Source organism: Pseudoalteromonas sp. MelDa3, assembly GCF_002863625.1.
Taxonomy (GTDB): Bacteria; Pseudomonadota; Gammaproteobacteria; order Enterobacterales; family Alteromonadaceae; genus Pseudoalteromonas; species Pseudoalteromonas arctica.
On sequence record NZ_PJBR01000079.1, the window covers coordinates 1 to 19,905 of the forward strand.

The window sequence follows — 19,905 nt, forward strand, 5'->3', positions numbered from 1 at the left end:
TTTAGTGCATTAGTTATCGATTTTCTATGAGTAAAAAATTCTGTCTCACTTATTTCAAATTGTAATTTAGCACTTAATTTAAGTTCAGCTATTTGACTAGGTAACCACTCCCAAAATACATCGTTAAACCAATTTTTAGGGTGTAGATTTACACTAACTGTTTGAGCCGAAGATTCACTCAGCATTAGCTTTTTAACTTGTGTTATTACGGCTTTATCTAATATTAAAGCGTCTTGATTACTATAAACCTGATTAATAAAATAACGAGCAGCTAGTAATCCAAGTTGGCTATGCCTAACCCTAATAAGCGCTTCATGTTGTAAAATCTCCCCACTAGAGAGCTCAAATAAAGGCTGGAAGAATAATATAAACTTATTCTTTTTAATATTTTCGATAACCTGTTTACTCGAGAGTGGTTTTTCTTGGTAATAATTTAACGCTAAGCGGTGATAGTGCTGTACTGAGCTGCTTTGCGATAGCATAAGTGCTGATTTTGCTAACTGATAAACCGCAATTTTATCTGCGCCTACTCGATAGTCGCACGCACCTATTTTAATGTTTTTATGAGTCATACTTTTTTGATAATTTTGGCATAGTAAAAACACGCTCTGATGAAGCTTTTCAACGTAGCTGTCTAACTCGGGAGTAGATATATGTGGCAAGGTGATGGCTAAGTAATTGGAATTTAGTATTTTTACCGACACATCTTTAAATCCAGTCAATTTTCTAGTGATTAACACTTTAAAAATAGCTTCTTTATCGGTTTTCTTATCAAAGTCACATTCAATGAGTAAAAATAAGCTATGTGATGCTCTATTAACCCCATACAAAGAACTTAATTCGCATTTTTTTACTTGTTTAATTAATCGTATTTTATTTTGTTTTTGTTTAATAATTTTAGTAGGTTGTATCATTGTATTTTTGGGCGTAATTTTACGACTTACATTCAATAACCCCCACCAGCGATAAGACCAGCCAGCGGCGCCTAATATGATCAAGTTTAGCAATATAAATAAGTAACTTTGTGTTACCCAAGCAGGATAGTGATAGAGGCTCAAACTTAATGTTTTGTAAGAAAAAACTTCGCGCTCTATATTCACTAAATGCCTAAAATGCTCTGCAGGCTTTGGCCATTCCAACACAAAACCTTCACTTTTAGCTAATGCGGCCAACACTTCATTGTTTATAGAAGGAGATAAATTCAGCTCGTAAACGTGTTTAACGAACTGCTGCCCAGAAGCATGAACTTTTTGATGTAATGCATCATTTAAAACGAAATTAAAACTAATAAGCATCATTAAAAATAAGACAAAAGAGATACCTTTGAAGTACTTGAAAAGCCAGAGTTTACTCTTTTGCATAGCCTGCCACCCGTTAAATTATTAACTAAAGTGTTGTTCAATATCTATAGAAGTACAAGGTCGTAAAGCAAGTTTAAACATTTATTAATAGCGCTAAACAAAAAACACTCTGATAAACGAGACATAATAGTTTAAATTAGTTAGATATTAAATAAAGGCCCACATGGGGGCTGTTTAAAAGTCTGTGTCATTTCAGCATTATTAAATAGATGGACTGATAATTAATTTAATTGCTCATACATAATTTTACTTCGCACTAATTGAGCGAGTGTTTTAGCACCTAATTTTTCCATTACATGAGAGCGATGAACTTCAACGGTGCGTTCACTAATACTAAGATCGCACGCGATTACTTTATTCATTGCCCCATCAGTCACTCGTTCAAACACTTCACGTTCTCGACTCGACAACGATTCAACATTAATCTTATTTTTATGCTTATCGAGTGATTTTTCATGTTGTTTTTCATCAAGTACCAATGCCTCATTAATACGGTCAATCAAGTGCTGTTCATTAAATGGTTTTCTAATAAAATCAATTGCTCCTAAACGCATCGCTTCTACAGCCATCGGGATATCACCATGCCCGGTAATAAATATTATTGGTAATGAGCAATTTAAATCTTTAAGTTTTTGTTGTAGCTCTAAACCACTCATTTTAGGCATACGTATATCCAATACTAAGCAACCAGCCATGGTTTCATTATATACATCCAAAAACGCAGCGCCTGAACTAAAGCTCTGAGCGTCAATATCAATAGAGTCTAGTAGTATTTCAAGCCCTTCACGAATACCTTCATCGTCATCAATTATAAAAACGCTTTGCTTATCGCTCATAAACGACTCCTCTATTATGTGTTGGCAAAGTAAACATAAAAATAGCTCCTGTTGGCTTATTGTCATAAAAGTGAATATGCCCACCATGTTCTTCAACAATGCTTTTAGATATAGATAGACCGATGCCTGTGCCATTTTCTTTGGTTGATGAAAAGGGTTTAAATAACTTCTCTCTCATTTCTTCAGGTAACCCTGCACCGGTATCAGCCACTGATATCTCAACATATTTATCTTCATTCAATTTTATTTCGAGCTCTATTTTTGAATCATTTTTATAAGCATTTAACTGCATAGCTTCCATACCATTGCGTAATAAATTAAGAATAACCTGCTCTATTTGCACCCGATCAACAAACACATCAATTTGTTCATCACATGTAATTATTCTGACCGTAATATTGCGAAGTCGCGCTTCTGATTCTGCTAGGTTTGTTACTTCTTTTATTAAAAATATACAATCAATGACTTCTTTTGATCGTTGCCCTTTTTTGGTCATTAACTGCATACGCTCAATAACGGCTCCCGCTCGACGAGAGTGTAAACTTAGTTTTTCAAATATTAAGGGGAGTTTGTCAAACCTCCCTTTCTCACAAAAGTTTTTTGCCGTCTGAGAGAAAAGAGAAATAGCCGTCAGAGGTTGATTTATTTCATGTGCAATTCCTGCTGCCATTTCACCCAATGCATTGACCCTTTCGGTATGCGCTAATTGTTCAGTATGAAGCCGAGCTTGGTCTTCTGACGCACGTTGCTTGGTAATATCTCGAATCAAACCTACAAACATTGTACTTTCATGATTCTGTATTTCACTTACAGATAAGTGAATTGGAAATGTTGTGCCATCTTTATGCTTAGCTACAAGCTCACGACCCACACCAATAATATGCGTCTGCTTCGTTTTTAAATATTGAGCTAAATGCTGGTCATGGTGTTTACTAAATGATATAGGCATTAATATTGTTACGTTTTTATCTTTTACTTCATCTGAGGTATAACCAAACATAGCTTGCGCAGCAAAATTAAAACTTTGTATAAGCCCGTATTGATCAATGGTAATAACGGCTTCAACAACTGAATTTACTACCGCATCAGAGAAAGCATAACTACTAATTAGGTCAGCTTCAGCCTGCTTAATAGAGGTAATATCATTAATAAATCCTTCAATAATAACTTCACCATTAAAAATAGAACTAACCGGTCCTCCTTTTTCCCACACTAATTTGATCCCACTATTTTTGGTATTAATTCTATATTCAAGTTCAAAGGAGCGTTTTTCTTTGACAGCCTCTGTAAGTGACGCCTGTACCCGCTCATAATCATCTGAATGTATTATTTCCCTCCACAGCATTCTATTTTTTTTAAACTCAGCTCGAGAATAACCAGTTAAACTTTCGCACCCATCACTAACCAGTATCATAGGCCAGCTCATAGTATTAAAAGACTGATATGCCATGCCGGGAAGATTTTTTAATAAATATTCAATCTTATAACGCCCGTCTTTTATTTTACTGCGTGCAAATAAATAAGTATAAGCAGCCAACACAATTAAAAAAGCAATAAAAATACCAAGTGAAATTAAAATTCTCATGATTTTATAGTGAGCAATATACAAAAACTCATCACTGGGCGATATGCTTATCTCCCACTTATGACCTTGTAAATCATAGGATGCTTTTTTATCCCAAATGCTTGTAACAGGAAATGAATTTGTTTGATCTGAATATACTTTTTGCCCATCAATAAACAGCGTAAAATGATATTCCTTAAGTAAAAATGCAGGTACAACTGTCTTAATGTAAGGTTCAAAAATCAACGCACTTGCAATAAAACCCTCTAGTTTTTTATTCTTTTTATTGGTGTTAAAAATAGGAATATATATTCCGATACCCTCTCCACCATAAATAGATTGCAAAGGTGTTGTGACGACTGCTTGTTCTGTATTTTGTGCTTTTATTGCGGCTAACAATGCAGGCGGATTTAATGCCAAATTAAAATCGATGGCGATCTCATTACCTTGCTTTGGTGTTATTCTTCGCACATGTAATGATCTATCAATCCAACCTATGGCTTGATAGCCATGTTGCGAATCGTACAATGTTTTACTGATTACTTCCCAATCACCTTGTGGCATATCGCTTGATATAGAAGACAACTTAGATAACTCTGACAGTGATGTTATTCGCCCTTCCAAATCATCTTTAAGCAGTGCTTTAATACCTTGGGCAGTATTTTGCGTTACTCGTTCAATATGGATTCGCTCTTGGGAATCTATATGAAATACTATAAAAATCATTAAACACGTAACCAGTATTCCTACCATTATTGCGTACAATAAAATAGCTAATTGGGATGAGGAAAATACTTTCGATTTTTTATCACTGTAATTCATGATGAATTTAAACTAGCGCCTCGTTGATTAATAACTAGTGCGTTTACCCACTACGCACTGCATTATTTTATAATCCGTTATCACTCCCATCCGCGTCAAGGATTAACTGAGTGATTAAAAATAAATAAATCAAACAGTTATACTTTCAAGATGTGGATTCCCACATGTATTTACGTAACACCACGAATAGCCTCACTTTAGTACTTGTTTTACCATAATTATACACGCAGCTTCTAAGCGTTATTAATTTTAAAATAAGAGTCTTATTTAATTTAACTGAGGATATTATCATGAGCTATGCAACAACAAATCCATATACAGGTGAGGTTATAAAAACTTTTCCTGATGCTACTGATGCTGAAATTACTCAAGCAATAGAAAATGCCGATTCTGCATTTCAATCATGGAAAAAAACACCTTTCTCTTCTCGCGCTAAAATAATGCAAAAAGCGGCTGACTTATTACGTAAAGATGTAGTTAGTTACGCCAACTTATTAACTTTAGAAATGGGTAAAATAACATCAGAAGCAAAGGCTGAAGTTGAATTATCCGCAGCTATTTTAGAGTACTACGCGAATAATGCTGAGAGACTTCTCGCATCAGAAAAATTACCCGTTGCAGATCCAGCTGAGGGCGAGGCAATTATTATCCATGAACCACTTGGTGTATTGCTTGCCATTGAGCCATGGAATTTTCCGTATTATCAAGTTGCTCGTATTATTGCGCCGCAATTGTCAGCGGGTAACACTATGCTACTAAAACATGCGGGTATTGTTCCACAATGTGCAGCAGCATTTGAAGCACTTATGCTCGAAGCTGGTCTGCCAAAAGGCGCTTTTAAAAACCTATACGCCGCACATTCCCAAACAGAAATGATCATTTCTCATCCATTAGTTCGTGGTGTTGCACTTACCGGTTCTGAAAGCGCTGGTGCAATCGTTGCTTCTACCGCTGGTAAAGCACTTAAAAAGTCTACATTAGAGCTTGGTGGTGCAGACGCATTTGTTGTACTTGCTGATGCTGAAATGGAAAAAACGGTTAATTGGGCTGTATTTGGTCGTCATTGGAACGGTGGACAAGTATGCGTATCGTCTAAACGAATGATCATCGAAGATGAAGTTTATGATGAGTTTGTTGAACTTTATACTGCTGGTGTTGCTAAGTTGCAAGCAGGCGATCCACTAGATCCAACGACTACTTTGGCACCATTGTCATCACAAGGTGCAGCTGATGAACTAAAAGTTAAAATTAACGAAGCGATCAAGCTTGGTGCAACTGCCACTGAAGTGGGCCCTAAAGTACCTAGTCAAGGCGCCTTTGTACAACCCACTATTTTAACGAATATTAGTGAAGATAATCCGGCTCGCAACTGGGAATTCTTTGGTCCTGTGTCTATGTTATTTCGTGCAAAAAATGAAGATGACGCAATTAGAATTGCGAACGACTCTCCATTTGGCTTAGGTGGCTCTGTATTTACGTCAAACCCTGATCATGGCTTAGAAGTTGCCAAAAAAATATCTACCGGCATGGTGTTTGTAAACCATCCAACGATGGTAAAAGCCGACTTACCATTTGGTGGTGTTCGCCGTTCTGGTTATGGTCGTGAACTAATTGGCTTGGGTATTAAAGAGTTTGTTAACCACAAACTAATCGACGTTGTTGACATTGATGCGCCATTTTAAATAGCGCAGTTTAATAAAAACCCCTTAAATATTAATAGGAACGATTATGAATAACAAAATGAAAGCAGCCGTTGTTGAGCAATTTGGCAAACCTTTAGTTCTACGCGATTTAGATATTCCATCACCTAATGCAGGGCAAATATTAGTTAAAACAGAAGCCTGCGGTGTATGCCACACAGATTTACATGCAGCAAACGGTGATTGGCCATTAAAACCAACTCCACCATTTACTCCTGGCCATGAAGGCATTGGGCTAGTTACCAAAATTGGCGAAGGTGTTACAAGCGTAAAAGTAGGCGATAGAGTCGGTGTTCCGTGGCTATATTCAGCTTGTGGACACTGTGAATTTTGCTTAAGTGCTTATGAACCAGTATGTCCTGATGCTGAGTTTGGTGGCTACACTAAAGATGGTGGTTTTGCCGAGTATATTATTGCCGATCCTAATTACGTTGCACTTATTCCTGATGGCTTATCAGCAGTACAAGCGGCCCCTATAATTTGTGCTGGTATTACAACTTACAAAGGTATTAAAGAAACCGATGCTAAACCAGGTGAGTGGGTAGCAATTTCAGGTTGTGGTGGACTTGGTCATTTAGCGATTCAATATGCCAAGGCGATGGGTCTTAAAGTGTGTGCTATAGATATTGATGACGGTAAGCTTGAACACGCAACCTTACTTGGCGCCGATGCAGTCGTAAATGCTAAAACAGATAATGCAGCAGACACCGTCAAAGAAATAACGCAAGGTGGCGCCCATGGCGTACTGATTACGGCTCCTTCCCTACCAGCATTTGAGCAAGGGGTTAATATGACCCGTAAACACGGTACATGTGTTTTAGTTGGCTTACCGCCTGGTGAGTTTCCGACGCCATTATTTGATGTAGTAGCAAATTGCATCACTATTAAAGGATCATTTGTTGGGAACCGCAAAGATATGGCCGAAGCACTCGCTTTTGCGGCGCAAGGCAAAGTTAAGGCGGATATTGAATTACAGCCTTTAAGCGCTATTAATGAAATATTTGAAAGACTCGAACATGGCAAAGTACCATCTCGTGTAGTTATTGATTTTACACTTTAAACAGTAATAAATACGGTGGATTCATGTTAGTAAATAACATATTTCATCGTATCGCTAATTCCATAACGCCTAGATACATATTAATTCCTCTTCATAGCATTTAAATCGAGGTTCGACAATGAAAATTGGTGTTCCAAAAGAAATCCACACTGGCGAGCGACGAGTCGCAACGACCCCTGATGTAGTAAGTAAATTAACAAAGCTTGGTTTTGATGTTGTCATTGAAACTGGTGCAGGAATGGCGGCTAATTACGCCGATGATGCGTATGGTGAAGCTGGTTGTAAAATAGTTAACTCAGCACAAGATGTATGGGCACAGTCTGATATTATACTAAAAGTACAAGCACCTGAAGGTGATGAAAATACATTACTAAAAAGCGGACAAACATTAATCTGTTTTTTATGGCCGGCACAAAACCCAGTGATGCTAAAAGATTTAACTCAGCGTGGTATCACCGCCATTGCAATTGATAGCATTCCTCGTATTTCTCGGGCACAAAAAATGGATGCCCGCAGCTCAATGGCCAACATATCAGGCTATCGTGCAATTGTAGAAGCAGCTCAACATTTTGGCCGGTTTTTTACCGGACAAATTACAGCAGCAGGAAGAGTTGCTCCCGCCAAGGTACTTGTAATTGGTGCCGGTGTTGCTGGTTTAGCCGCTATTGGGGCTGCAAAAAGTATGGGCGCAATTGTTCGCTCATTTGATACGCGTGCTGAAGTAAAAGAGCAAATTGAAAGCATGGACGCCGAGTTTTTAATGCTCGACTTTAAAGATGAAGACGGCTCAGGCGAAGGCGGTTACGCTAAAGTAATGAGCGATGAATTTATCGAAGCCGAAATGGCATTGTTTGCAGCGCAAGCTAAAGACGTTGATATAATTGTTACTACCGCACTCATACCCGGAAAACCAGCGCCTAAGTTAATCACCAGCGAGATGGTTGCATCAATGAAGAGCGGCAGCGTAATAGTCGATCTTGCAGCCGAACAAGGTGGAAACTGTGAATTAACAGTTCCGGGTAAGGTTGCCGTATGCCATGGTGTATCGATTATTGGTTACACCGATTTACCAAGTCGCCTTGCTGCACAATCGAGCCAATTATACAGTAATAACTTACACAACCTGTTAGCCGAAATGACCCCGGAAAAAGATGGCAAACTCTTTGTTGATATGACAAACGACGTTGTTTTAGGTGCAACTATATGTACTGAAGGAAAAACAACTTGGCCGCCACCAGCGCCCACACTATCAGCCCCCCCTAAAAAGGTTGCGGCTACACCTAAACCTAAACCCACTATTGTTGAGAAAAAGAAATCGGTATTTGGACCTATTATTGGCGCCGCTATCGGTGCATTAGCATTGCTTGGGCTTGGTGGCGTTGCACCCGCTGATTTTATGTCTCATTTTACCGTTTTTGTCTTAGCCTGCTTTGTAGGTTATATGGTTATTTGGAGTGTATCGCCTGCACTACATACGCCTTTAATGAGTGTAACCAATGCCATTTCAAGCATTATTGTTATCGGTGCTTTAATTCAAATAAGCTCAACAGACGACACTATTAAATGGTTTGCCGTTTTTACCGTGTTAATTGCGAGTATTAATATTGTTGGCGGCTTTGCTGTAACACATCGCATGCTCAAAATGTTCCGTAAGTGAGGTTGTCATGATCAGTACTGGTATTGTAACCGTGGCATACATTGCTGCGATGGTTCTTTTTATTTTGGCTTTAAACGGCCTATCCAATCAAGAAACTGCCCGTAAAGGTAATTGGTATGGTATTTCAGGCATGGTGATAGCACTTTTGGCGACTGTTTTAGGTGTTGTTACCAATAACTATATTGAGTTGATGATTGCATTATTAGTGGGTGGCAGTATTGGTTTACTTGTAGCAAAACGAGTGCAAATGACTGCAATTCCAGAACTGATTGCTATTTTACACAGTCTAGTCGGGCTCGCGGCTATAATGGTTGGGTATGCTAACTTTGCGGATGCTTCTAGTCATTTTACAGGAATTGACTTAACCATTCACGATATTGAAACCTATGTAGGTGTTTTAATTGGTGCTATTACACTTTCAGGTTCAATTACCGCTTTTGGTAAATTATCTGGTCGAATAGGCAGTAAGCCTTTAACACTACCAGGGCGACATATATTTAATCTTGTTTTATTAGTTGCTGTAGCGTGGCTTGGACAGCAATTCGTTGTGCAGTCTGCTGTTGGTAATGGCATGTTGCCACTGGTTATTATGATAGCTCTTGCTTTAGTTTTTGGTATTCATATGGTGATGGCAATTGGCGGTGCCGATATGCCGGTTGTTATATCTATGCTTAATAGTTATTCAGGCTGGGCCGCTGCCGCGACAGGCTTTATGCTAAATAACGATTTACTCATTGTAATTGGTGCATTAGTTGGTTCAAGCGGAGCTATTTTGAGCTATATAATGTGCAAAGCTATGAACCGAAATTTTTTATCCGTCATTGCCGGTGGATTCGGTAGTAGCAATGTAAAAGCTTTACCTGCAGGGGATCAAGAACAAGGTGAAGTACTAACAATCAGTGCAACCGAAACAGCAGAGCTGCTCATGAGCGCAAAAGAAGTAATGATTATTCCTGGATACGGAATGGCCGTTGCAAAAGCGCAGCAAATAGTCTCTGAACTCACAAGTAAATTACGTGAAAAAGACATTAACGTGCGCTTTGCAATACACCCTGTTGCAGGACGAATGCCTGGACAAATGAATGTATTATTAGCTGAAGCTAAAGTTCCTTACGACATTGTTTTTGAAATGGATGAAGTAAACGACGATTTTCCACAAGTTGATGTTTCACTTGTGATTGGTGCAAACGATATTGTAAACCCGTCAGCACTTGATGAACCAAATAGCCCTATCGCCGGCATGCCAGTACTTGAATGCTGGCATGGTAAAGCGTCAATTGTCTTAAAGCGCAGTATGGCAACCGGTTATGCTGGGGTACAAAATCCACTATTTTTTAAAGAAAACACACAGATGCTCTTTGGAGATGCCAAAGACACGTTAGTCGAAGTTGTTGCTGCACTATAAAAGTAACGTTGCAAAGCCGTGGAGGATTCCATGGCTTTGTTATTTTTGCATTACTTAGATTTTATATTTTTAAGATCCGCTTAATTGCCGTGATTATAACTAGTTAAACTACCTATTAAACCTTTGAGTCAAATTCTATTTTAAGTTATTCAAAACAGGCTCAAGCAACGGGAGATATTACGACAGGCATTTGATATATATAATTATTAAATCACTTTAATGGCTCAGCTATTTATTTAAACAGTGGATTATAGTTTCACGTAGATTTTGCGCTTTAATAGGCTTTGCAACATGGGCGTTCATGCCAATGGATAAGTATCGTGTAATATCATCTTTCATAACATTAGCTGTTAAAGCAATTATTGGAATATTTGCGATTGCTTTGTCACTATCGCTACGAATAATTTTACTCGCCTCAACCCCATCCATAATAGGCATATGAATATCCATCAAAATAATATCGTACGATTGTGATTTCACGGCTTGAATACATTCTAATCCATTGCCGACCAAATAAATTTGAGCATCAGCCTTCTCTAGTATGTTTGTAACGATTAGTCTGTTGATCGAGTTATCTTCCACAACCAATATTTTTATACCTGCCAGCGACTGTTCACTCACAGTATTTACTTTAGGCACTTCATTAAGAGGGGCTACTACTTTACTTTCAATCGCCTCATACAAAACACTCGTGTATACAGGTTTCTGCAAAATAGTTTTTATACTTACTTTTTTGGCTGCATTATTAAGTAAACTTTCGTCACTCATTATAAGCACAATCGTGTTGTTATAAAGTTGAGGGTTAATATTGAAAATGCGTATTAAAAAAGTTTCGCTACTCATTGATGGCATTGCCCAGTCGACAATAATAACTTTAAATTTCTCTTTATTGTGTTCAATAATATCAATAGCTTGTTTAGCAGATTGACAGGCCGTACATACTAGCCCCATAGCCGTTAGCTGATTTTCAATTACCTTAAGATCATCTTCATTATCATCTACAATTAATACCTCGAACGAATCAGTAAAAGTTAGGTCGGGAGTGTTATCAATCAACGCTTGGTTATTCAATTTCACCTTAATCGAAGCTATAAATTCACTACCTACACCTTGAGTACTTTTTACCGTTATATCCCCACCCATCGATTGGCATAAACGCTTACTTATAGTTAAACCTAAACCTGTGCCGCCAAACTTCCTGGTTGTAGAGCTGTCAGCTTGAGTAAAAGATTCAAATAAATCGGCAAGGCTTTGCTCAGCAATCCCAATACCGGAATCCTTAACAATGAAATACAAACAAACGCTCTTAGGATCGGCTAACGATCTTTTTGATTCTATTAATACCGATACAAAGCCCTGTGTAGTAAATTTAATTGCGTTAGAGCATAAATTTAGCAGTACTTGGTTTATTCGAACTACATCACCTATTAAATCAAGTTTAACCTCTTTACCAATGACAATATCAAATGTGATCCCTTTGCTTTGAGCTAGCTCATCAAAAGTTGCTTTGATGTAGTCAACAACCGAATTTACAGAAAAAGGAAATTCCTCAAGGTTAATATTTCCAGACTCAATTTTTGAAAAGTCTAAAATATCGTTAATAACTACAAGGAGTTGATCTGAAGAATATTTAATTTTATTTAAATAATGCTCATATTCCCCAGGCAAACCTTTTTCGAGCAAAATGTTGGTTAAGCCAATAATCCCACTCATAGGAGTTCTAATTTCATGACTCATATTTGCTAAAAATTCAGACTTAGCGGATGTCAGCTTTTCGGCCTCTTCTTTGGCTTGCAACAGTTCTTCAGTACGCTGATCAACGCGAGACTCTAATCTTTGCTTTTCTTCATCAAGCTCTTTTAAAAGTTGAATGCGCCGTTGATTTAAAAACAATACGAAAACTAAAAAGCTGCTAAGAATAAAAATAATCGCAGTAGCGCTGTAAATTAATGTTTTATTTTGCTCAAAATAGGTTGGCTCGTAATAAGATATGTTCGACTTTTCTGGCAAGCTTTGTGGAGCTATATCGAACTTGTTTAATTGACGCCAGTCGTAAGCGTAAACACTTAGCCCTTCACCACTGATTGCACTTAGGCTTTTATTTTCATTGTATAAAATTATCGAATCGGCAATACGTTCGCCTATTTTTTCACCCGACAACACATACCCACCAACAACACCTGAGCCTAATAGTACCTCCCAATAACTAAAAACGGGCGCAGAACTTGCTTTTGCTAATTGCTCTACGAGCTGATAAGGGCTAAGGGATTTATTATCGTAATGCCTGAAAATGGGAGTAAACAATATAATTGAATCATCTGGCGCATTTTTTACTTTAGTGAGCAGCTCTGGCATTGAAAGATCAAACCACTTCTCTACGCCTAAATACGAAAAGTCACGGTTAATAACCGAAAAGAGCCCTCGATAAAAGCTTATCCCAATATCGTTTTTTGTATCTAATATAACGATTAATTTTTTAGGCTTCATTAAATTAACAGCGCTTGCTGTTGCTTGCGCGTAATCTAATTTAGCTTGGATCACTGCTCCGTTAGTATTTTTAGGCAAACTAAATTGAGTGCCTGGTTCCAAATATATTCTTGGAGCATTTATAAAAAAGTCATCTAATTGCGATAAAAGTACTGCTGCAGAAGGAGACTGAGTAACAATGATATCGATATGCTTATTTTTATATTTTTGTTTGAGGTAGTCCTTCATTAACTGTTTTTGATTTGCTTCATCGAATCGGTTTACATCCATATTTTCAACGAAGAGTTCATAACTAAAAGAACGTTCTATAAGTTTTTTACGCAGTCCAGAATCAACACTTTTGTGCCAAGGCATATCTTGGTTTGTTGAATTTATAAATAAAACATGAGTAACATTTGAAGAAGGTTGAGCGTTTGAAATTGGACTCACAAATTGAAAAACAAGAAATAAAAATAAGATATTAGTTTTCATGTTTCTCATTGTGTAATCAAGGTAAAAGTCTTTTAATGGTAAGTGTTAACGATATATATATCAATTAAATAAAATGTAAATACCACCATAATTTAACATGTTTACTAATACTATTTCATTTTATTGCTTAATGACGATATTCATTGATAGTTCTGGGTTGCCCTCACTACACAGCTCGTATAAAAAAGCCCCGTATGAACGGGGCTTTTCTATAATACATCTTTACACTGTAAAGGTTGGGACACTAGAACGGGATATCGTCGTCAAAATCAATGGTTGGCTCCATTGGGTTTGATGCGCCACCTTGCGGAGCACTATGTGGTTTAGGAGCGAAACCACCTTGCTGTTGTGGTGCACTTTTTTGCTGTGGTGCATAACCACCTTGCGGCTGATATTGATTACTTTGCTGCTGTGGTGCTGGAGCCGGTTTTGGTTGTGCTGCTGGTGCGGTTTGTTGCTGCGGATTATAGCCACTTTGCTGTGCAGCTTGGCCTTGGTTATTTTGACCGTAACCACCGCTTTGTTGACCACCTTGCGGCTGATTACCTTGGTAACCACCACCTTGTTGTCCACCTTGCGGCTGATTACCTTGGTAACCACCACTTTGCTGATCGCCACCACGTGCGCCTAACATTTGCATTTGACCAGTAAAGCCATCTACAACTATTTCTGTAGTGTATTTTTCTTGGCCTTGTTGATCGGTCCACTTACGTGTTTGAAGCTTACCTTCAACATAAATTTGTGAACCTTTACGACAATATTCACCAACAATTTCAGCTAATTTGCCAAAGAACACAACACGATGCCACTCAGTTTTATCAACCATTTGGCCAGTGTTTTTATCTTTATAGCTATCCGAAGTTGCTAAGGTAATATTTGCTACACCATTGCCGTTAGGCATATAACGAACTTCAGGATCTTGCCCTAAATTACCAACCAAAATTACTTTGTTCACACCGCGTGCCATGGAACCATCTCCTATAAATGTTAGATTAAACCAGCTACTTTACGTGCTTGGTCTAGGTCAAATTCTTTATCATTAATCTTTAAATAGCTGCGACTTTCATCGCGAACCACAGTTGCTTCTATTACGCCTGGTAAAGCAACTAACTGAGAAGCAAGTGTTTGAGCATGCTCTTCAGAATCTAATTTGGTCATTAAACTAATAACTTTACTTTTGGGTGGGACTTGCATTTTCCACGCAATAATAAGCCATATTAACCCAACAAGTGCCGCTGCCGCAAACACAGCTTGCGTCGTTGTAGTTTGTGCTACATAACCACCTAACATACCGCCTAAAAAGGCGCCTAAAAACTGACTAGATGAGTAGCCACCCATTGCTGAACCTTTTTGGCTTGCAGGTGCTATTCGCGATACAAGCGCAGGCATAGTGGCTTCTAAAAAGTTAAACGCCACAAAATAAAGCAGCATACACACAGCAATGCCTACTACACTATTAACCCATACCGACATTGCTAGCATACTAATAGTTAACAAGGCTACTGAGCCAATAAATGCTTGTTTTTCTTTCTCTTTTTTAATGGCCACAATCATTATTGGTACCATTAATAAAAATGCTAAAAATAGCACTGGAATATATAAATACCAGTGATGGTCGGCAACTAAGCCATCTTTAATTAATTGACTCGGCAGTACGACAAATATTGTGGTTAGCGTTAAGTGTAATAGCAATACACCTGCATTTAATCGTGCTAACTGAGGGTGCTTAATTAGTTTTTTTATGTCGCTAAAGCTTGCTAATGTATCGCCTTTGGGCGCTTTATTTACCGCATTTGGCACTAGCATAGTCACTATAAATATACCAAAAACAGCTAAAATAGCAGTCAACCAAAATACACCCGCAATACCCCACGAAGCTGCAACAATTGGCCCAAGTAGCATAGCAAAGGCAAAGCTCATTCCTATGCTCATACCAATAACGGCCATTACCTTTGGTCGTTGCTCATCGCGGCTTAAATCTGAAGCAAACGCGAGTAGTGCACTGGCTATTGCGCCCATACCTTGTAGAGCGCGGCCTACGGTAACCATTTGAATAGAGTCAGCTAATGCAGCAACTACAGAGCCAATAGCAAATACGACTAAACCACCAACAATAACCTTTTTACGACCAATTTTATCGGATAATCGACCCATAGGTATTTGCAATACGGCTTGCGTTAAACCATACGCACCAATGGCAAAACCAATCCAAATAGGCGAAAAACCTTCAAGCGATTGTCCATAAATAGCCAATACAGGCATCAGCATAAACAAGCCGAGCATTCTAAATGCAAACACACTCGCCAGCGATACTGCGGCGCGTTTTTCTCGTGAATTAAGTGAAGATGCGGTCATTATCTGCGTGATCTTACTCTATGAAAAATTGAGGTTGGGATTCTACCATAAGCTTGGCAATAATTAATCGCCTATAAGTAAGGATTTTTCATTGATCAAGGATTAATATTGCTTCGTATTATGCGATACTGAGTAAATAATTTTGGTAATAAACGAGATAGCATGGAAAACATTGAAGTCCGAGGCGCCCGTACGCATAATTTAAAAGACATCAGCCTAACCATCCCACGTGATAAATTAATAGTTATTACTGGTCTATCTGGTTCGGGGAAGTCATCACTTGCATTTGATACACTTTATGCAGAAGGACAACGCCGGTATGTTGAATCACTTTCTGCGTATGCAAGACAATTTTTATCGCTTATGGAAAAGCCTGATGTAGATCACATCGAAGGCCTCTCTCCTGCAATTTCTATTGAGCAAAAATCAACGTCTCATAATCCACGATCAACTGTGGGTACTATTACCGAAATTTACGATTATTTACGACTTATGTTTGCCCGCGTTGGCGAACCACGATGCCCTACACATGATTTACCACTTGCTGCGCAAACAGTTAGTCAAATGGTAGATACTGTTTTGGCACTGCCTGAAGGCAGTAAATTAATGCTGCTTGCGCCTATAGTAAAAGAGCGTAAAGGTGAGCATGTTAAGTTATTAGAGCAGCTATCAAGCCAAGGTTATATTCGCGCCCGTATAGACGGTGAAGTATGTGACTTGTCTGATCCACCAACACTTGAGCTTCATAAAAAACATACAATAGAAGTTGTTGTAGACCGTTTTAAAGTAAAAGATGGCTTACAACAACGCTTAGCAGAATCGTTTGAAACCGCGCTTGAAATGTCTAATGGCGTTGCACATGTAGCATACATGGATGATAGCAGCGCTGAAGAAATTTTATTCTCAGCAAACTTTGCCTGCCCTACTTGTGGCTATGCAATGACTGAGCTAGAACCGCGTTTGTTTTCGTTTAATAACCCTGCTGGTGCGTGCCAAACCTGTGATGGTTTAGGTATACGTCAATATTTTGATCCTAATCGCGTAGTCCATAACCCAGAGTTAAGCCTTGCTGGCGGTGCAATTAAAGGCTGGGATAAACGCAGCTTTTATTACTATCAAATGCTACAAGCCGTTGCTGAGCATTATAGTTTTGATTTAGATGTGCCTTATCAAGATTTAGACAGCGACTCGAAAAAAATTATTTTAGATGGCTCTGGTAGCACTAAAATTGCGTTTAATTATCGTAACGACCGTGGCGATTTAATTACGCGTAATCATGAGTTTGAAGGCGTTTTAAATAACATGAATCGCCGCTACCGCGAGACCGAGTCAAACTCAGTACGCGAAGAGCTTGCTAAATACCAAACAAGCCAAGCATGTCCTAGCTGTAATGGCTCGCGTTTACGCGAAGAATCTCGAAATGTATTTATTGGAAAAACCAACTTACCTGCAATCACGTGCATGAGTATTGGTGAAGCTATGGAGTTTTTTGAAGGGTTAACGCTAACCGGACAAAAAGGCCAAATTGCTGAAAAAATACTAAAAGAAATTCGCGACCGTTTATCGTTTTTAATTAACGTTGGCCTAAATTACTTATCACTTGAGCGCAGCGCCGACACACTATCAGGTGGTGAAGCTCAGCGTATTCGCTTAGCGAGCCAAATTGGTGCAGGCCTTGTAGGTGTAATGTACGTACTAGATGAGCCATCTATTGGGCTGCATCAACGCGATAACGACCGTTTATTACAAACATTGGTACATTTACGCGACTTAGGTAACACCGTTATTGTGGTAGAGCACGATGAAGATGCTATTCGTGCCGCTGACCATATTATTGATATTGGCCCAGGCGCGGGTGTTCATGGTGGGCATATTATTGCGCAAGGTACACGCGACGATATTTTAGCAAGCAAAGAGTCTGTTACGGGCCAATTTTTATCAGGCGTACGTAGAATAGAAATACCAAAAGAACGTCACCCAACAAACGACAAATGGCTAGAGCTCTTTGGCGCAACAGGTAATAACCTTAAAAATGTGGATTTAAAAATCCCATTTGGTTTAATGACCTGTGTGACAGGTGTATCGGGCTCAGGTAAATCAACGTTAATAAACGACACTTTGTTTAAACTTGCTCATACAGAGCTAAACGGCGCAACAACTGCCGAAGCGGCACCATATAAATCAATTAGTGGTTTAGATCATTTTGATAAAGTGATCGATATTGATCAAAGTCCGATTGGTCGTACTCCGCGTTCAAATCCGGCAACCTACACAGGTATATTTACCGGCATTCGTGAGTTATTTGCAGGTACACAAGAAGCGCGCTCACGTGGCTACAAAGTAGGTCGCTTTAGCTTTAACGTTAAAGGCGGACGCTGTGAAGCTTGCCAAGGTGACGGCTTAATTAAAGTTGAAATGCACTTTTTACCTGATGTGTATGTACCGTGTGATGTATGTAAGAGTAAACGCTATAACCGCGAAACCCTCGAAGTACAATACAAAGGTAAAAACATACACCAAGTGCTTGAGATGACTGTTGAAGACGCTCATGACTACTTTGATAAAATACCAGCTATTGCGCGTAAGCTTAAAACGCTGATGGACGTTGGTTTGTCGTACGTGCGTTTAGGTCAAGCCGCTACTACTCTCTCTGGTGGTGAGGCGCAACGTGTAAAATTAGCACGCGAGCTATCAAAGCGTGATACTGGTAAAACGCTCTACATATTAGATGAGCCAACAACAGGCTTACACTTTGCTGATATTGAACAGCTGCTTGTTGTACTTCATCGTCTGCGCGATCACGGCAATACAATTGTTGTTATTGAGCACAACCTCGATGTAATTAAAACAGCAGATTGGGTTATCGATTTAGGACCTGAAGGCGGAGCTGGCGGTGGTGAAATACTCATTGCAGGCACGCCAGAAGAAGTAGCTGAATGTGAGCGTTCACATACTGGGCATTACCTAAAACCTCTATTAAGTAAATAGAGGTTTTGCTTACCCACCATAAGGAAAGTCGGTGTTAAGTACTTTAGAGTTATAAAGTGGCGGGCAAATAAGCTTCTATATAAAATATAACTCAATTAATCAGTATTATATAAAAAATGCCGCTTAGTAAAGCGGCATATTTGTTTTTAAATTTATTTATAATTTAACCGCGAGGAATAAAACCAAGCGCATCGTATACCGATTTCAATGTTTTCTCAGCACGTACACTTGCTTTTTCAGCACCTGATTTCATTATGCTATTAAGTAGGTTTTGATCTTCTCTGATCTCTTTAAAGCGAGCTTGAATTGGCTCAATCATGTTTACAACTGCATCTGCTGTATCTTTCTTTAAATGGCCATACATTTTATCTTCATACTCAGGAACTAGGTCTTCTATTGAGCGCTTAGTTGCAACACTCAATAAAGTAAGCAAGTTTGATACGCCAGGCTTTTCTGTGCGATCAAAATAGATGCGCGCTTGCTCATCTGAATCTGTTACTGCTTTTTTAAGCTTTTTCACAATTTGTTTAGGCTCATCTAATAACATGATGTAACCATTTGGGTTTTCGTCAGACTTAGACATCTTTTTAAGTGGGTCTTGCAAGCTCATTACGCGTGCACCAAACTCAGGAATGTACGGCTCTGGTAATTTAAATACGTCGCCGTATAAATTATTAAAGCGTGTGGCTATATCGCGAGTCAGCTCTAAGTGTTGCTTTTGATCTTCACCAACGGGTACTTGATCAGCTTGGTATAATAAAATATCCGCAGCTTGCAATACCGGATATGAAAATAAGCCCACGTTTACGTTATTTGCATGCTTAGATGACTTGTCTTTAAACTGAGTCATTCGATTAAGCTCACCCATTTGCGCGTAACAATTTAATACCCACGCTAACTGTGCGTGCTCAGGTACTTGTGACTGTACAAATAAAGCAGATTTTTCAGGATCAATGCCACATGCCGCGTAAAGAGCAATACCATCCAACACTCGAGAGCGCAGTAATTCAGGCTCTTGGCGAACCGTAATAGCGTGTAAGTCTACTAACATAAAGAAACTTTCGTGGTCTTCCTGTAACTTTAGCCACTGGTTAATAGCGCCAACATAGTTGCCTATTGTCATACCACCGGTTGGCTGAATGCCGCTTAAAACTACTGGTTTACTCATGATTTTCCTTTATTTTGCTTAATTAATAATA

The 19,905-nt window shown here is 38.8% G+C and carries 12 protein-coding genes; 5 read left to right on the top strand and 7 right to left on the bottom strand.

Translation table 11 applies throughout. The features are described from left to right. The 3 genes from CXF89_RS14200 to CXF89_RS14210 form a co-directional block, all read right to left on the bottom strand. Nucleotides 1-1,361: EAL domain-containing protein (locus CXF89_RS14200; RefSeq protein ID WP_257983227.1), on the bottom strand; the 1,361-nt coding region annotated here is incomplete at its 3' end. 221 nt (nucleotides 1,362-1,582) lie between these two features. Next, entirely contained in the window at nucleotides 1,583-2,197 is a 615-nt protein-coding gene (locus CXF89_RS14205) for a response regulator transcription factor (RefSeq protein ID WP_024589873.1), read from the bottom strand. Then, entirely contained in the window at nucleotides 2,187-4,583 is a 2,397-nt protein-coding gene (locus CXF89_RS14210; protein WP_121954963.1) for a PAS domain S-box protein, read from the bottom strand. Before CXF89_RS14210 ends, CXF89_RS14205 begins: the two co-directional genes overlap by 11 nt. A gap of 290 nt (nucleotides 4,584-4,873) precedes the next feature. Between CXF89_RS14210 and CXF89_RS14215 the strand changes: the two genes are divergently transcribed. The 4 genes from CXF89_RS14215 (at nucleotide 4,874) to pntB (ending at nucleotide 10,405) form a co-directional block, all read left to right on the top strand. Beyond that, complete coding sequence (locus CXF89_RS14215) at nucleotides 4,874-6,265, top strand: NAD-dependent succinate-semialdehyde dehydrogenase (protein ID WP_101163341.1); 1,392 nt, start codon at nucleotides 4,874-4,876, stop codon at nucleotides 6,263-6,265. Nucleotides 6,266-6,323: 58 nt separating this feature from the next. Beyond that, nucleotides 6,324-7,343 (top strand): alcohol dehydrogenase AdhP, encoded by a 1,020-nt coding sequence (adhP, locus tag CXF89_RS14220; protein ID WP_197173245.1) that lies wholly within the window; start codon nucleotides 6,324-6,326, stop codon nucleotides 7,341-7,343. Nucleotides 7,344-7,461: 118 nt separating this feature from the next. Then, a complete protein-coding gene (locus CXF89_RS14225; RefSeq protein ID WP_121954964.1) occupies nucleotides 7,462-9,000 on the top strand; it encodes a Re/Si-specific NAD(P)(+) transhydrogenase subunit alpha in 1,539 nt (512 codons plus the stop codon). Nucleotides 9,001-9,010: 10 nt separating this feature from the next. Continuing rightward, nucleotides 9,011-10,405 (top strand): Re/Si-specific NAD(P)(+) transhydrogenase subunit beta, encoded by a 1,395-nt coding sequence (pntB, locus tag CXF89_RS14230; protein WP_121954968.1) that lies wholly within the window; start codon nucleotides 9,011-9,013, stop codon nucleotides 10,403-10,405. A gap of 228 nt (nucleotides 10,406-10,633) precedes the next feature. Here pntB and CXF89_RS14235 read toward each other — a convergent pair whose 3' ends face one another. The 3 genes from CXF89_RS14235 to CXF89_RS14245 all read right to left on the bottom strand — a co-directional run bounded on the left by CXF89_RS14235 (nucleotide 10,634) and on the right by CXF89_RS14245 (nucleotide 15,718). Then, complete coding sequence (locus CXF89_RS14235; protein WP_121954965.1) at nucleotides 10,634-13,363, bottom strand: response regulator; 2,730 nt, start codon at nucleotides 13,361-13,363, stop codon at nucleotides 10,634-10,636. Between the two features lie 244 nt (nucleotides 13,364-13,607). Further along, a complete protein-coding gene (gene ssb, locus CXF89_RS14240; protein ID WP_121954966.1) occupies nucleotides 13,608-14,330 on the bottom strand; it encodes a single-stranded DNA-binding protein in 723 nt (240 codons plus the stop codon). A 20-nt stretch (nucleotides 14,331-14,350) separates the two neighbouring features. Then, the gene (locus CXF89_RS14245; protein ID WP_010553785.1) at nucleotides 14,351-15,718 is read right to left on the bottom strand and encodes an MFS transporter; all 1,368 of its coding nucleotides are present in this window, start codon (nucleotides 15,716-15,718) and stop codon (nucleotides 14,351-14,353) included. Between the two features lie 162 nt (nucleotides 15,719-15,880). On the opposite strand from CXF89_RS14245, the gene uvrA reads away from it, so the two are divergent. Next, entirely contained in the window at nucleotides 15,881-18,706 is a 2,826-nt protein-coding gene (gene uvrA, locus CXF89_RS14250; protein ID WP_121954967.1) for an excinuclease ABC subunit UvrA, read from the top strand. 163 nt (nucleotides 18,707-18,869) lie between these two features. On the opposite strand, the gene trpS is transcribed toward uvrA, so the two are convergent. Then, a complete protein-coding gene (trpS, locus tag CXF89_RS14255; RefSeq protein ID WP_024589884.1) occupies nucleotides 18,870-19,874 on the bottom strand; it encodes a tryptophan--tRNA ligase in 1,005 nt (334 codons plus the stop codon). Between the last annotated feature and the right edge of the window lie 31 nt (nucleotides 19,875-19,905).

Bases quoted from the DNA above. Each gene is read 5' to 3' on its own strand.
- CXF89_RS14205 (WP_024589873.1), bottom strand. From the start codon at position 2,197: ATGAGCGATAAGCAAAGCGTTTTTATAATTGATGACGATGAAGGTATT.
- CXF89_RS14210 (WP_121954963.1), bottom strand. From the start codon at position 4,583: ATGAATTACAGTGATAAAAAATCGAAAGTATTTTCCTCATCCCAATTA.
- CXF89_RS14215 (WP_101163341.1), top strand. From the start codon at position 4,874: ATGAGCTATGCAACAACAAATCCATATACAGGTGAGGTTATAAAAACT.
- adhP (WP_197173245.1), top strand. From the start codon at position 6,324: ATGAAAGCAGCCGTTGTTGAGCAATTTGGCAAACCTTTAGTTCTACGC.
- CXF89_RS14225 (WP_121954964.1), top strand. From the start codon at position 7,462: ATGAAAATTGGTGTTCCAAAAGAAATCCACACTGGCGAGCGACGAGTC.
- CXF89_RS14235 (WP_121954965.1), bottom strand. From the start codon at position 13,363: ATGAAAACTAATATCTTATTTTTATTTCTTGTTTTTCAATTTGTGAGT.
- ssb (WP_121954966.1), bottom strand. From the start codon at position 14,330: ATGGCACGCGGTGTGAACAAAGTAATTTTGGTTGGTAATTTAGGGCAA.
- CXF89_RS14245 (WP_010553785.1), bottom strand. From the start codon at position 15,718: ATGACCGCATCTTCACTTAATTCACGAGAAAAACGCGCCGCAGTATCG.
- uvrA (WP_121954967.1), top strand. From the start codon at position 15,881: ATGGAAAACATTGAAGTCCGAGGCGCCCGTACGCATAATTTAAAAGAC.
- trpS (WP_024589884.1), bottom strand. From the start codon at position 19,874: ATGAGTAAACCAGTAGTTTTAAGCGGCATTCAGCCAACCGGTGGTATG.